Raw genomic sequence first — 15,370 nt, forward strand, 5'->3', positions numbered from 1 at the left:
AATTTCGAAATTTCGACCTAACTCAGTCAAGGTCAGTGTCTTACATTCAATCAGTGCCTTAGAGGCCAGCATCAAGCTGTTTAATCGTTTTAGGTGAAGTTCTGGGCAGTATTGGTGTAAAGAATGTTGTAGGATATTGGCTTCGCGCATCTTGTTGTCCAAGTGTAGTTTTTGGAGAAACCATTTGATCATGCAACAAGATGCGCTTCCACCCTAATTTGATGATTTATTTGTAAATCATCAGGGGATTCTTCAGTGTTGTGCTTGGTTCGGGCCGTGGTTGGTAAATTTCGACCTAACTCAGTCAAGGTCAGTGTCTTACATTCAATCAGTGCCTTAGAGGCCAGCATCAAGCTGTTTAATCGTTTTAGGTGAAGTTCTGGGCAGTATTGGTGTAAAGAATGTTGTAGGATATTGGCTTCGCGCATCTTGTTGTCCAAGTGTAGTTTTTAGCGAAACCATTTGATCATGCAACAAGATGCGCTTCCACCCTAATTTGATGATTTATTTGTAAATCATCAGGGGATTCTTCAGGGCTATGTATATTGATATCGTTTCAGTTAAATCGATTTCTTACTGCACCAACAAGGCTATTGACCACAGAGTTTTTGAAATTATTAGAATAGTAATATTCATTGGTTAGTAATAGAGAGTTTTATGGCATTTGAGCAATCATTTTTATCTAGTTTTACGGTTAAATTCTGGGTGCAAGAAATAATATACAAAATTTTTTAAATGTAACGCCTTACTTAAGAGTATCTTGTAACAATGAAAATCAATACTAATTTTGATATTGGTAATAAACTGAGAATTGCTAGGGTAAATAAAGGGTTATCATTGGATAACGTCGCGGAGAAAATAGGTTTAAGTAAGGTTTTACTTTGGGAAATTGAAAATAGAAGTGTTGAAAACTTGGATGTACAAGTACTTCATGTCATTTTTAAAGAATTAGATATCACTTGCGATGATGCCTTGGGGAACTGTATTCGAGATGCTGATTTTCTTTAATGATTACATTTTCTAGTAACATAACGCAGAAAATTTTGCATGTTAATAACTGTTAAAGTGCATTTTTCGCGTGTTTTAGCGCTTAATCAACGTGTTTTGTGCATGATCGTAACAGATTCATGCAAAACTAAGTTTATGCAGCACAATATGCATAAATAGTCACATATCTATCAGTCTTTAATGTTTCACTCTTAATCAGCAAAGAAAACGCAATAGTATGGCTAAAGAGTAAGTAACTCGCTTTTGGACAAAAGCGTGATAGACCCTTTGCTCTAACTCGTCAGTTTCGGATAAAAATTTCTATGGGTTTAACGCCACGCTCTGCGGCGAATTTGGAGCGCAGCGGAAAATTTGAGAAGTATAAGGATAACGGGTTAACCAAACAAAATGAGGACTCGACAACGGCTTGATGAACAAGTGATAAAAATATTAGCTCGTTCGCTAAGGGCGGGCCATGCCTGCATAAAAGTCTCTTTCAAAATAAGACCTTCGCCAGCACAAATTCTCAATCCGCTATTTGCATAATAAAGTGTCAACAACCAGCATCGGGCTTGTTCAACACTTCGGATAAGGTCGCGGCTACGCGCAGCCTATCCTTATTTGTTAGCTTTTAAAAATACATTTTCAAATGACTCACCAGAAGCAATCTTCTCAAGGTCATTGAAAAACTGTTTTGGGCGTATCAAAGGTTCTACGGCAATTCGTGATGCCTGATAGTTTTGTCTTATGTTATTCGAAAAAAAACTTTTGCCGCTTTTCAGGTTTTTTACCGAAGTAACATCTTCAGCAAACAGGTTAATATTTTCAGGTAAAAACGGTTTTCTGTAATCAAGTGTAAGTGCGGCACCTTCATCAAACCAAACAGGAATTTCCTTTAGGAAACGAAAGAAGCCAACTCGATGCTGGATTTCAGCATGGAGCCACTCATGGGCGATCACATCAACGTTTTGTCCTTTAGGACCAATTATTATACAAGCTCGCCAAGGCATTCGATGCATCGAGGCCGTCTCATTTGCCCCCCAATTTGCAGCACCTTGAATGTCAGCAGCAATGACAAATCTCGGTTTAGATATCGGTTTACCATAAACATGACTAATTCGTTCTGACGCCGAATCAATAAGTTCGCTTATGATTTGGGCTTGCTGTTCAGCAAAGTCACCCGCAAGAAATACCTCACTATTGAGCCGCTGGTAATTCATTAGCGGCAGTATATCGCAGGCAATTGCATGTCTTTGAAATATACCCCCGATAAGCACCACCGTTGCAGCAATCATAAATACTACGATGCCAAATTTGTGCACAGATCCTCCATGAAAGCTAACACCCCAAGCAGGGGCAATAAAAAGCTGGCAATAATTGGAGCGAAGCGACGAGAGCCTGCTTTTTATTGTCCCGCTGCCTTGTTTTGTTAGTTTACAATTAAGACAAAACAATTGAAAAGACACTCAACCAGGCCAATTGACAGCCATATGATATGCGTTGATGAGCGCCTGGATTACTCTGTTGTTTAAATGCTCTAGTCATAGCAAATAAATAATAAACGCTCGCAATAACAGTAATAATGGAAAACACGCGAAAATATGCGGGTATTACTGTTGTCGTTGGGCTGATTGCGATTAATATTGGTGCTACAAGTAATGAAAGCAGCATTATAAAACCCGCCCAAGAATGCACTTTACAGTTGAATGTTGGATTTTTTGTAAATGGATCCGCATCCATGGGAAAATAACCAGCCACCCATGTACCGATACCATGCACTATGACTAGCCAGCCTGCAATGTTAACCAAAACTGACACGTTCGAAAGTTGCGCTACATACCAACCGAAAAAACAAAACAGAAAACCTAATGGATAATTATTGATCAAAGGTGACAATTTCTCGGTTGGGCTTCCTGTAGCACCCAGCTCACTGCAAAATTGTTTAGAGTGGTCATAGCCATCGTAGAATCGACTGGCCACATAAATCCCGACGATGATCCAAATTGTGGAAATTAATCCTGAGTAGACAAACATACCATCAAACAAAACCAAGCTCCCTTTGTAAACTAACGTCTTAGTATTTATGCGCTGCGCTGTTTGCAGGGCATAAATCACTTGTTGGACTTGGCCGCTGCCACATCCATGTCAATTGGTATAAATGATGCTATAGGAATTTGCTTTTTTGCGGTAGCGGTTTTTTATACAGTTTGGAGGGTAATCACTTGATATCGTTTTTGCTTTCTCATTCTTTTACGCTCACTTTTGACTGATTTTTGACCTTGGTTGACAGCATTTTGGCCCCAGATTCAGGCTGACACTCACACCCTATCCCCTCATCGGCTTAACCCCATAAGGCTGGCTGCTTTCGCTATCGGTCATTACGCTACGTCTCGAAGGAGTCGTTATCCTGACAGACGTACTGGCTTTGAGAGATCGGACGAGCAAAACTTCTAGGTTGAAAGTAACCACATCACATTAGCTTTTCTATAGCCAAAGTTTTACTAGCCCAATTTAGCTTTTGAACTGCGAAACTCACTTTGGGGCAAAAATGTGCTAACTCTTAATCCGCACATTCACCAAAAGAGCCAAAAAATATCAAACTATTATATAAATGATCAAACATTATTAAGAATTATCAAACTATTATATAAACGCACACCTGTGAGCGGGATAAAAAGGCCACCCGGATTTATGCTTTAAAACAACCCATCTGCCAAACGTGGAAAAGGTATGCAAATGCAGCATAATCAAGCTTGTTCAAAAGCACAGCTCGAGCAGGAGCTAAATGCCTTCTTTGACAATGACACCGCCAAGATAAATGAGTGGCTTGATACGCCTATTCCTAGGCTAGGCGGACAGTATCCTCGTAGTATGCTTGCAACAGACGATAAACGTGCCGAGCTTTTTCAGGTGCTGCAAGAAATGAAGTTTGGGGATATGGCTTAAAGTCAGCTAAGAGCGAGTTGCGGACGCTCACAACATGCGCTCACGAAAAAACGAATCTCGGCTTTGTCTTGAAACCTGACATTCAGTCAGCCTGTGCTCGGATAAGTATGCCTGCAGCTCCTGTTCCGAGCGATAAATCAGGTTTAGGGTGCGCATGGCTAGATCCCTTGCTGTATCGCCCAGAACTGATTGGTTAGCTGATCCAATCTTCTGGTGATATTGACCGTCTTTTCGGCAACCTTTCCGCTTAATTTAACGGCATCGAGGTTTTCCTGCGCATTACTTTTTATAATAAGCACGCTTTCACTGACCGAGTTTACCACCGACGTTTGTTCATTTACTGCCCGCGCAATTTGCTCGCTCATGCGGGAAATCGTGCTAATCGCATTCAGGATATTTTCCAGAGCCTGCGCCGTGGCATGGCTTTTTGCCACACTCTGTTCCGCTGCCGCTTCACCGGATCGCATGGCACTGACGGCTTGTCGGACACCACTTTGTAATTGCTCAATGACGCCGCGGATCTCTTTAGTGGATTCTTGGGTGCGATTGGCCAAAGAGCGCACTTCATCGGCAACAACCGCGAAGCCCCGGCCAAGCTCACCTGCTCGTGCAGCTTCAATGGCTGCGTTTAACGCCAACAAATTAGTCTGGTCGGCAATGGCGAGAATAACGTCGAGGATTTTTTCAATTTCATTGCTGCTTATGGCAACGTTATTGATGACCTGCGACGCCGAGTGAATGAGACGTTTCAATTCATTAATGGTGCTGGCATTTTCATCAACAACCTGTTTGCCGGAGTTGGCAATTGCCAGTCCGTCAGCAGAGGCGGTAGAAGTTTCGGCTGCGTTGATGGATACGCTTTGGATACTCACGGCCATCTGTTCCATTGCCGTTGCAACCTGCTCTGTTTGTTCAAACTGACGTAAGGTGCCATTTTCAGATTGTGTTACGGCAGCACTTAAACTTTGGGCATTTTCACTTAAGGTTGACGACATATCATTGATGCGGCCAATTAATGCCGCGTTCTCAGACTCAAGTTTTTTAACCGCCAGTAACAAAGTCCCGGCTTCATCATTTCGACCGGTGTAGACGTAGCGCGCGACCTTATCTTCAGAAATGGTTTTGAGTTTCGTTAATGCGAGCAGTAAAGGTTGGCTAAAGACGAAGACTGCGGCGCTGACAACAAAGGTACTAAAAATTGTGGCTAATAGTACGAGTAAGGCGGAGTAGTTTAAGAGATAAACCAGTACCGGCAATAGTAAGCCGGCAAAGAGTGTAATCAATATTTTGGCGGGCAGCGATAGTGAATCGCCCAGCTTGCGTAAAGATTTTCCAGCCTGGATGGCGGCGTAAACTTCTTCTGCCCGAGTAATAAATTCAGGCTTTGCTTTACGCCTTACCGATTGATATTCCTCGGTTCTGCCATTCTTTTTAATCGGCGTTGCATAAGCATCAACCCAGTAATGGTCACCGTTTTTACAGCGATTTTTGACAATACCCATCCAGGATTTTTCGGCGCGTAAATCAGCCCAAAACATTTTAAATACGGCGGGTGGCATATCAGGGTGGCGGACAATGTGGTGGTTCTGACCTTTTAGCTCTTCTTTGCTGAAGCCGCTGATATCAATAAAGTCTTTGTTAATATAAGTGATTTTGCCATCAAGATTAGTGGTCGATAGAATATTGGCTTGGGCAGAAAAACGCTGCTCCACGCCGGTGACCGGTAAATTCTGTTTCATATTGGGTCCACCTACGTATGATCTTTAGGATTTGAAAAGGTGCTTCATTCGTGATCTAATTGATTTTGCGAATAAAAAAGATCACCTTTGCAGGCAAAACGAATGAAGCACGAACAAGATAGCCCATTCTTAAACGCTTTTGAACGACTTTTTTCTCCAGATGAGCTTGATACGCTTGGGCAAAAACCGGATTTATGAAACGTCGTCGCCAGGTCACGCCGCATAAGTTCTGCATGGCGTTGGTCAGCGCCCTTGGCTCTGGGACTACGAATTCTATTACCGATATCCACCGTCAATTTAATCATATGCACTTCACCAACATACAGCTAAAACCTTTTCATAAACAGTTGGTTAAAATGGCTGCGCCTGAGTTTATGCGTGAAGTGTTTGAAAAAGCACTGGCTGTGCATCTTCCAGATATGCTTACTCTGCGAGAGAAGTATAAAGACGTTTTTGAACGTATTATTTTGCAAGATGGCACCAGTTTCGCGGTGCATGGCGACTTAATGCACTATTTTCCAGGCCGTTTTAACGTACACAACCCTGCTGCGGTTGAGTTGCATGTCACCTATGATGTGTTCAAAGGACAACCACAGCGCGTAAGCCTGACCGAAGATATTGCGCCAGAGCGGGAGTATTTGCCATCAGCCTCATCCTTAGCTGGTTGCTTATTTATGGCAGATGCGGGTTATTTTTCAAAGGCTTATGTCCAGGAATTGCAAGACGCCAGCGCTTTTTTCATCATCCGCATGAGCAACAGCGTGAATCCAATGGCCGGTTGCAACAAAAGCCAGCAGGCAAAACCGCTGAAATCATGGCTAAAAGAATTACCCGGTACAGGTGCGTTGGATTTAGACGTGCATTGGCCGGATGGTCCAATTTATCGTTGTGTGGCATTTGCCGCATTAGATCACAAAAAAAGACATGTTTTGGTGTGCACCAACCTTGATCGGCAACCGTTTCCCGCAGAAGTTGTCGGCGACCTCTACCGTGTCCGCTGGCAGATTGAACTGCTATTCAAAGAATGGAAGTCGATGAATAATTTGAATAAATTCGACACATATCATCCAACAATAGTCGAAACGCTGATCTGGGGAAGCTTGCTTGTGGCAACCTTAAAACGGTGGCTTATCAACGCGGCACAACAAAAGTATAACCGGGTGATTTCACTGTTTACCGGTGCAAAATCAGCCCATATCTGGTGGTTTACCCTTTTGTTTAGATATTGCCAGAAGCCATGGCGCAGATTTAGTGACGGCCATAAATGAAGCATTGGCATTTTTAGCACAACGTTGCCAGCGTCAGAATTTGAAGAGGGATCAAAAAAACGGGGTGTTTAAAATGCTAACTAATCTAAATATATCAGCAGCTTAAGCTCTTAAGGACATACGTATGAGCAAAATCATTTTCATGCTCAAACGCGATACGAAGATCCGTTAAGTAGTAAGCCTCTGGATACTCAGGAACCAAATTGCGAATTTCGGGGTCGTCCGGCCACTCATTTCGGTGTGAACCGGCCAGTCATTTCGGTATCGTCCGGCCACCTGTTTCGGTGTGAACCGGCCAGTAGTTTCGGTATCGTCCGGCCACCTCTTTCGGTGTGATCCGGTCAGTCGTTTCGGTATCATCCGGCCATCTTTTTCTTTCTTCGTTTCAGGTGCTGCGGCATAACTGGGGTTTCCCTGTCAGCCGGAGCTTGTATGACACGCAAAAAGAAATTGATGAGAACCGATATGAGAACTTATCTGGAAGTGTTCCGGCTGTGTTTTGACGATCAGCTGTCCCACCGCCAAATTGCCCTTGCCCTGGGCATTGGCCGCTCGACTGTGACTGATTTAATTGCCCGCTTTAATAACCTCAACCTTGCATGGCCTCTCGCCCCAGAGGTGTCCTTAAATACCCTTGATCAGGCTCTGTTGCCAGGACGTGATTACCAGACCAAACGGGTCTTGCCCGACTGGTTACGTATCGATTTGGAGTTAAAAGATCCGAAGCTAACCAAGCAGTTATTGTGGCAGGAGTACCAAGCTGAACATGGCCGCGCAGCGCTGGGATATACCCAATTCTGCGAACATTATCGCCGCTGGAAAGGCTCGCAGCGCCGTTCGATGCGCCAACAGCATTATGCAGGCGAGAAACTCTTTATCGATTTCTGTGGCCCCACGGTGCCCATTGTCGACCCGCGCACTGGCGAAATCCGCAAAGCCGCCATCTTCGTGGCCACCTTAGGTGCATCCAATTACACCTATATCGAAGCCTGTGCCGGGCAGGATCAGCAGTCCTGGCTGATGGCCAACAGCCGTTGCCTGAGCTTTTTAGGCGGTGTGCCGACCTTATTGGTGCCGGATAATCTCAAGGCTGCTGTGGCCAAAGCTGACAAGTTTGAGCCGTCCATCAACAGTGATTACCAGGCACTGGCGCGACATTACCGATGCACCGTCATGCCTGCGCGTCCTTATAAACCAAAGGATAAAACCAAAGGATAAAAGCAAAGTAGAAGGTGCTGTGCTGATTGTTGAGCGCTGGGTATTAGCGCGGCTTCGCCACCAGATCTTTTACTCGCTGGAGGCACTGAATCAGGCGATCCGATTGCTGAATCACCAGCTAAACGAGCGGCCAATGAAAGCTTATAACGGATTAAGCCGTAAAGACTTGTTCCAACAAATTGACCAGCCTGCGCTCAAAGCGCTGCCTGCATTCCCGTATGAATACACCGAATACAAAGTGGCCAAAGTGGGACCGGATTACCACCTGCAGTTCGATAAACATTACTACTCGGTACCGCATGCCTTGTGCGGTGAGCGGCTGGAAATACAGGCCACTGCCACCATGATCTGGGTGCATCACAAAGGCCAGTGTGTGGCGCAGCATGTGCGAAGTAGCAAAGCCTTCGGTCAAACCTCGGAGTTATCACACTTGCCACCAGCCCACGCCGCGCATCAGGAATGGGGGCCAGAGCGATTAAGGCAATGGGCAGAGAAAATAGGGCCGGATACGCTAGGCGTGGTGCTGGCGATAGAGAAGCGTAAAGCTCATCCGGTCTTGGCACAGCGCACCTGTCTGGCACTGCTTGGCCTGCAAAAAAGTTATGGCAGCAAACGGCTGGAACGCGCCTGCGGCATGGCACTGCAACAACAGGCGACGTTCACCGGCTTTATTAAAAACTTGCTGAAAAACGGCTTCGATCAAACTCAACCTGACACCGAAAGTAGCGCCCCAGCACTTATACACACCAACTTACGTGGTCCTCACCACTACCAATAAGGACAGAATAATGGATCTGATCATGACACAATTACGCCAGCTGAAAATGGCGGCGATGGCCAAAGCTCTGGAGCTGCAACGGCAAAATCCGCATAACTACAACGGCTTGAGCTTCGAAGAACGATTGGGCTTATTGGTGGAGCAAGAGCAGTTCTCACGCGACAACACCCGCCTGATGAGGCTGCGCAAAGATGCTGGGCTGCGACTTCGGGCCAGTCCGGAGGAGCTGAAATACCCGGCACGACGCGGCATACGACCAGAGCAACTGACCCCCCTGCTGCAAGGGCATCACCTGAACTACGGCCAAAACGTACTCATCACGGGAGCAACAGGCTGCGGCAAAACCTATTTGGCCTGTGCGTTGGGAGAACAAGCGTGCAGACAGAATAAAAAGGTGAGGTACTACCGACTGGGTCGCCTGATGGAAGCGTTGAAACTGGGGCATGCCGATGGCAGTTATTTAAAGCAATTAAGCCAGTTGCAAAAGCTGGACCTATTGATCCTGGACGACTGGGGGTTAGAAGGATTTAAGGGTAAACAAATCAGCGATCTGCTGGATGTGATTGAAGACAGATACGAGCAACGCAGCACAGTGATCGTTAGCCAATTACCGGTCAGTGAATGGTATGGACTCATGGAAAATCCGACGGTAGCAGATGCGCTGTTAGACCGATTGATCCACAACGCCCATCGACTGGAATTAACAGGAGAATCGCAACGGAAAAAAAGTCTGGCTGAACCAGCGGAAGTAAGTTAAAAAGTGAGGGGTTACGAAGAAAAGATCAGATGGCCGGACGATACCGAAACAGCTGGCCGGACAAACCGAAATACGCACATGATGGTCTTTTTGCAAAATAAAGTTTTTAACTGATAGCTTTGTAAGGAAATAAAATGCCAATTGCACGTAATCTGTCAGACATATTTATTCAAACTCTTGAGCAGGCTATAGACAGTGTCGTCGTCATTGACTCTCAAAACTGTATAGTCCTGTTCAACGCAGCTGCTGAAAAGTTGTGGGGGTATTCCAGGGATGAAGTGATTGGGGAAAACGTAAAAATTTTGGTACCTCTGCATATCCGACCAGAACATGACAGTTACATCAATGCAAATAGAACAACCGGAATTAACAAAATTGTAGGGACTAGTCGAGATGTACCAATTCACCGTAAAGATGGCGGTTGTCGCTGGGGTGCAATGTCTATCTCGAAGGTAGAGAGCGAGGGGCAAATTCTCTATACAGCCTTTATTAAAGAAGTAACTCAGCAGTATTACGAAAAAGAAAAGTTACGGCTTTTATCTCTGGTGACAGACCAAACGGACAGTGCAATTATTATCACTGACGGACAATGGAAGATTATTTATGTAAACGCTGGATTTGAAAAAGTGTTCGGCTACACGGCAAAAGAGGTTGAAGGACTTCATCCTACGGCTTTACTTACTCCGAATTTATCTCAGACCTCAATAGCCAAAGTGCATGAAAAATTGCTTAATGGGCTGCCCGTTAAGTCGGAAGAGTTGACACATGTAAAGAGTGGCGAGCGGATCTGGAGCAGCATCACTGTCAATCCCATTCTTGATGATCATAATAGCTTGACGTATACGGTGAGTATTCTTTCTGATATCACAGGCGCGAAAATGCATGAAGTTATGCAACATTGCATTCTCGATGCGATGGCCAGAGAAGAGCCTCTTGAGAACTTGATGGAAATTGCGTGTCGAGAAATTGAGCGTATAGCTCCTGAAATTATAGCAGCGGTGCTTCAGGTTGATGATGAAAATAAGTTACACCCTCTAGCAGCACCTAGCCTGGAACAGGCTTATAAAAACGTGCTCGAAGGAATGCCAATAGGCGAGTGTGTAGGAACCTCCGGCACGGCGGCGTTTCGCGGAGAAACGGTTGTAGTAAGTGATATTGAAACCGATCCGTTATGGATGGACCTTCGAGCGGACATTCTTCCTCTAGGCATCAAAAGTTGCTGGGCTACCCCCATTAAAAACAGCAAAGGGTTATGTGTTGGAACCCTGGCATTTTATTACAAAGAGAAGCGCCAACCATCAGCATTTCATCAGCGATTAGTTGAAGCCATCGTTCCATTGTGCACTTTGGCGATGGAGCGAGAAGAAAGCCGTCAGAATATACGTCAGTTAGCGTTCTATGACAGTTTAACGGAGCTTCCAAATCGCAGCTTGTTACACGCAAAGGCTGAGCATGCGCTTATTGAAGCCAAACGAAGCAAGACGACTTTAGCTGTTCTCTTTATAGATATTGATCGGTTTAAGCAGGTGAATGATTCACTTGGTCATCCCGCCGGTGATGCATTACTCCAACAATTTGCAGAGCGTTTGAGCTTTCAGCGTAGACAAACCGACATTGTTGGTCGTTTGTCCGGTGATGAGTTTGTCGTCGTCTTACCAGGATGTGAAGTGAGTAATGTCACCGAAATTATTGAGGAAATAAAGCTCAATATTTCGCAGCCTTGCAAGATCGGAGGCTCTACCTTGTCACCTTCTGCCAGCATAGGGATTAGTTTATACCCACAAGATGGCCATGACATAGGCTCACTTATCCATCGTGCAGATATGGCCATGTATCAGGCGAAGAGCACTGGTCGAGGCCGATTTAGCTTTTTTAGTCATGAACTGAATCAGTTGGCTCAAGAGCGCCAGGAGCTCGAAAATGCTTTGCGAGAAGCGATAGAAAATAACGAACTAAAACTACACTTTCAACCTCAAATAAGCATGTCTGAAGGTAGATTATATGGCGTTGAAGCGTTGGCTCGCTGGGAACATCCTAAGTTTGGAACAGTATCTCCAGCTCGCTTCATCCCACTTGCAGAAGAATGCGGGTTAATTGGAGTTCTGGGCCACTGGGCTATTAAAGAAGCCTGTCAGCAAATGGCGATCTGGAGAAGAAAAGGGATCAACATTCCTGCAATCTCCGTGAATTTGTCGCCTAGTAATTTCCATAACTTAGACTTGTGCGGAATGATAACGCAAACACTAACTCAACATAACCTGCAAGCGAGCGATTTAACATTAGAGCTGACAGAAAGTGTTTTACTCGACACAAATCCCAGCACAATGAAAGTGCTCAATGAGGTTCACGCTCAAGGGATACGCTTGGCAATGGATGATTTCGGTACCGGTTATTCGAGTTTAAGCTACTTACGCAGATTACCAATCCATGAATTAAAGTTAGACCGAAGTTTTGTACTGGATTTAGAAAATGATGCAACCAGCCGTGCTCTGAGCGATGCAGTCTTGCGGATTGGTGAAAGTTTGCAATTAAAGGTGGTCGCAGAAGGTGTTGAAGAGGAAGGTCAGTATCAGATTTTGAAGGGGCAAGGTTACCATGTTGCTCAAGGATACTTACTATCAAAACCGCTAAGCTCCATTGACTTGGAGCAATGGATCCAAAATGCAAAAACAGTCTAAATGTTCATACTATTTGCTATTGAAGTGCATTGTGTCGACGGGAGTTCGAAATGTTTTTAAATAAAAAGTTAAAGGAACAAGTTCTGCAGCTACAAGAAGAATTGTCTTCTCTGCAGCAAGTTCAAAGGAGCTTAGATAGTGAAATGTTGTCCGTAATTATGGACCCAAAAGGAAGCATAACAGCGGTTAACTCAAACTTTGAACAAGAAATGATATACAGCGGTAGTCAGTTGATGGGTAGATCGTGGCTTGAGCTTGTACCTCCTTATGCGCAAAAAACTGATCATTTCCGGCGAATGAAAGAAGCGCTCCAACAAGGTAAGCATTGGGCTGGTGCCGCTCAAGTGTACCGTGGTAATGGTGAAGAAGCCTGGTTAAGAGTGATTTTGCAACCAGTACAAGATACGAAAGGTAAAGTTCTGCATGTCTCCATCTATGCCAGTGACCTGACTAGGACAATTGAAGCATCCAAGGAGCATGAGAACCTTATTGAAGCATTACAGCGTTCTACAGCCGTGATTGAGTTTGACCTCAACGGTCATGTTATTACCGCCAATAATCGTTTTCTCAACGCTATGGGCTATGGTCTGGCACAGATCGTGGGTAAACATCACCGTCTATTTTGTACAGAGCAGGAGTATAACTCTGATCGTTATCGGTCATTCTGGGCGAAATTAAACCGAGGAGAATTTGTCGCCGAGCGCTTTCAGCGTCTGGACAGCCGTGGTGATATCGTATGGCTTGAAGCGTCTTACAATCCCATATCCGATTCACATGGAAGGCTCTATAAGATTGTGAAATTTGCGACCGTCATTACCGAACAAGTTGATCGCGAGTTAGCAGTAGCACAAGCGGCAGATGTTGCTTATGAAATTTCGCAACATACCGATGCAGCATCAGTTCGTGGCAGCGAAGTGTTAAAGGAAACGGTTACTGTGATGCAGGAGCTTTCTGAGCAAATGGAAGACGCGTCCGCCGGTATTGCCGCGTTAGATAAACAATCGCAAATTATAGGTACCATAATCAAAAGTATCAGTGGTATTGCCGACCAAACCAATTTGCTGGCATTAAATGCAGCGATTGAAGCAGCAAGAGCGGGTGAGCAGGGACGCGGTTTTGCGGTGGTGGCAGATGAAGTGCGCCATCTGGCATCTCGCACGACTAAAGCGACAGTAGAGATTATTGATGTCGTACTCCAAAACCAAAAACTAGCTGAACAAGCGGTAAAGATTATCGAACAAGGAAAGGTGCAGGCTCATCATGCGCTAGAACTCTCCGCTCAATCGGGTTCGGTGATGGTTGAGATCCAGGATGGGGCTAAGAAGGTTGTTAGTGCTGTAGGGCAATTTACCAATCACTTAGATCCATAACCGCTCCATTCCTCGTGCTATCCTTTCTTTGGAGGTAGGATTACGGACAACATTTAGCCTTAAAATCTTTGAAAAAGTAACAGATAAAACAGCGTTAGTTTATAATTCAATGAATGCGTTCAGGCCGTCAGTGTTAGCCTTTTTCTTCTGGCAGGAAGGGAGAAAGTGATCACTGATGGCCACCCAATCTTTCGAGCTGCGCCGGATATAGGTTCAATAAATGTCAAAGCACATCAGAACCTGACTAAACATAAAGCAGAATTCATATTTACCTAACTAGCCACCACAGTATTCCAAATAAGAGCATTATCTGTACCAGTCTTTATAGGTAGTTTATGCTTTACAAAACTGAACTAAAATTAAGTGTGTTTTTGACTGTCATGATAGTCATTATCAGCGAGGCAGTTTACCTAAATAAAACCCATGATTTTTGCTCGAATGAAATCTATGGAGAATATTTAGCTCCAGATAAGGTGCACAAAGCTGTTTGAATGGATAATTGTCTTTGTATAGGCTTTAGAGTTTCTCCAGGTATTTTCAAGCTCTTTCTTACGTGCATTTACTTTATCACACCAAGCAAAATAAAATTTCTTAGCTAAGTCCATCAGAACCTCTTTACTGCTAACAATTTCATCAAAAGGAAAAACCACGCTTTTAAGCAGGGACAACCCTTTTGAGTTTTTAAAATACTGCAACGCTAACGTAAAAATTCATCAATCTCAAACCTTTGGTAGCGAGTACCTAGCTATGGGACGAGCAAAGCGTGAATAAACACACCAAGTAATTTGAAAATACATATATAACATTTGACAAGATTGCATACTACTGACTGACAAATACAAACTGGTTAGTAGTTCAAAATAGACATGGATAGCACTTCCCATATAAACCATTTGGAATTTCGTGAATGTATCGAAATTTTCGAGAGCTCCGTTTCAGTTTTTGTCAGGAATGTCAGCTTTCAGTGAAAAGCGCAGATTTAATCGAAGCTTAGTGAATATCCGCTTCTGGCACAAACCCGCTATTAACGCAGCTGTTTTAAAACAACGTTCACAAGATATAGTCGGCAAGCTAGTACTGCCGGCAGTTGAGTTCAGTGTTGACGGGTGTGAACGCCCACTAATTTCCACCAAATTAAGGTTTGAATCGACCAAACTTCTTTAGTGTCGAGTGAGTTAGTAGCTATTCACCAGTTCAATTTGATACAATTTTTGTAAAGAATAACGGGCTTGAATTTGAAAATATTCAGACGAAAAAGCTCTACATTTACAAATCTTGCAATTTTCGTAAAGAATTATTGAGACTGAATTGCTTGAGAAGCCCATATATAAGGCACTCGTAGCTCATTCACTCACGAAAGTGGTTTTAGGTTTAGTGAATATAATGTGATGGCTCAAATGAGGTTTGCGACATCATTGTGGGGCAGAAAAACAGTGGTTGTGGGGGTAAGGCACGGTTTGGCTGCGTGACCTGCACCCTTGTTGGTAAAACCGATAATTCAGCTACAGGACTTTCAAAATTACCCCGCTGGAATGCGTTAGGCAGTGAAAATGCACTTCGAGTGAGGGATTACCTTTGGCGTTTAAGCAATGATATGGACGCCAGAGCCCTTCATGCTCGAGCTTACGA

At 44.3% G+C, this 15,370-nt stretch carries 8 protein-coding genes and 4 pseudogenes; 7 read left to right on the top strand and 5 right to left on the bottom strand.

What is annotated here, in order from left to right; translation table 11 throughout:
- Together L5M29_RS23015 and L5M29_RS23020 are read right to left on the bottom strand one after the other, a co-directional pair.
- Window positions 1-150 (bottom strand): annotated as a pseudogene (locus L5M29_RS23015) (IS4 family transposase); the annotation flags it as partial.
- Between the two features lie 107 nt (window positions 151-257).
- Window positions 258-428, bottom strand: a pseudogene (locus L5M29_RS23020) (IS4 family transposase); the annotation flags it as partial.
- A gap of 340 nt (window positions 429-768) precedes the next feature.
- Between L5M29_RS23020 and L5M29_RS23025 the strand changes: the two are divergent.
- On the top strand, window positions 769-1,008 hold the full coding sequence (locus L5M29_RS23025) for a helix-turn-helix domain-containing protein (RefSeq protein WP_014611597.1): 240 nt from the start codon (window positions 769-771) through the stop codon (window positions 1,006-1,008).
- Between the two features lie 596 nt (window positions 1,009-1,604).
- Here L5M29_RS23025 and L5M29_RS23030 read toward each other — a convergent pair.
- Window positions 1,605-2,309, bottom strand: a complete 705-nt coding sequence (locus L5M29_RS23030; protein WP_041413298.1) for a hypothetical protein — start codon at window positions 2,307-2,309, stop codon at window positions 1,605-1,607.
- Window positions 2,310-2,427: 118 nt separating this feature from the next.
- A complete protein-coding gene (locus tag L5M29_RS23035) occupies window positions 2,428-3,021 on the bottom strand; it encodes a DUF998 domain-containing protein (RefSeq protein WP_411568950.1) in 594 nt (197 codons plus the stop codon).
- A gap of 702 nt (window positions 3,022-3,723) precedes the next feature.
- On the opposite strand from L5M29_RS23035, the gene L5M29_RS23040 reads away from it, so the two are divergent.
- Window positions 3,724-3,933 (top strand): antitoxin Xre/MbcA/ParS toxin-binding domain-containing protein, encoded by a 210-nt coding sequence (locus L5M29_RS23040; RefSeq protein ID WP_181159814.1) that lies wholly within the window; start codon window positions 3,724-3,726, stop codon window positions 3,931-3,933.
- Window positions 3,934-4,091: 158 nt separating this feature from the next.
- Here L5M29_RS23040 and L5M29_RS23045 read toward each other — a convergent pair whose 3' ends face one another.
- The gene (locus L5M29_RS23045; protein ID WP_263149244.1) at window positions 4,092-5,672 is read right to left on the bottom strand and encodes a methyl-accepting chemotaxis protein; all 1,581 of its coding nucleotides are present in this window, start codon (window positions 5,670-5,672) and stop codon (window positions 4,092-4,094) included.
- A 102-nt stretch (window positions 5,673-5,774) separates the two neighbouring features.
- Between L5M29_RS23045 and L5M29_RS23050 the strand changes: the two are divergent.
- From L5M29_RS23050 to L5M29_RS23770, 5 genes and pseudogenes are all read left to right on the top strand, one after another.
- A pseudogene (locus L5M29_RS23050) lies at window positions 5,775-7,046 on the top strand (IS4 family transposase).
- 326 nt (window positions 7,047-7,372) lie between these two features.
- Window positions 7,373-8,936 (top strand): annotated as a pseudogene (gene istA, locus L5M29_RS23820) (IS21 family transposase).
- Window positions 8,937-8,946: 10 nt separating this feature from the next.
- A complete protein-coding gene (gene istB, locus L5M29_RS23065; protein WP_106651310.1) occupies window positions 8,947-9,693 on the top strand; it encodes an IS21-like element helper ATPase IstB in 747 nt (248 codons plus the stop codon).
- A gap of 134 nt (window positions 9,694-9,827) precedes the next feature.
- Window positions 9,828-12,371, top strand: coding sequence for an EAL domain-containing protein (locus tag L5M29_RS23070; protein ID WP_263149249.1), 2,544 nt, complete (start codon window positions 9,828-9,830; stop codon window positions 12,369-12,371).
- 50 nt (window positions 12,372-12,421) lie between these two features.
- Window positions 12,422-13,741: a methyl-accepting chemotaxis protein gene (locus L5M29_RS23770; RefSeq protein WP_262917206.1), complete on the top strand. Its 1,320-nt coding sequence runs from the start codon at window positions 12,422-12,424 to the stop codon at window positions 13,739-13,741.
- Window positions 13,742-15,370 lie beyond the last annotated feature (1,629 nt).

The sequence above is a fragment of the Shewanella sp. SM95 genome (assembly GCF_025653595.1).
Taxonomy (GTDB): Bacteria; Pseudomonadota; Gammaproteobacteria; order Enterobacterales; family Shewanellaceae; genus Shewanella; species Shewanella oncorhynchi.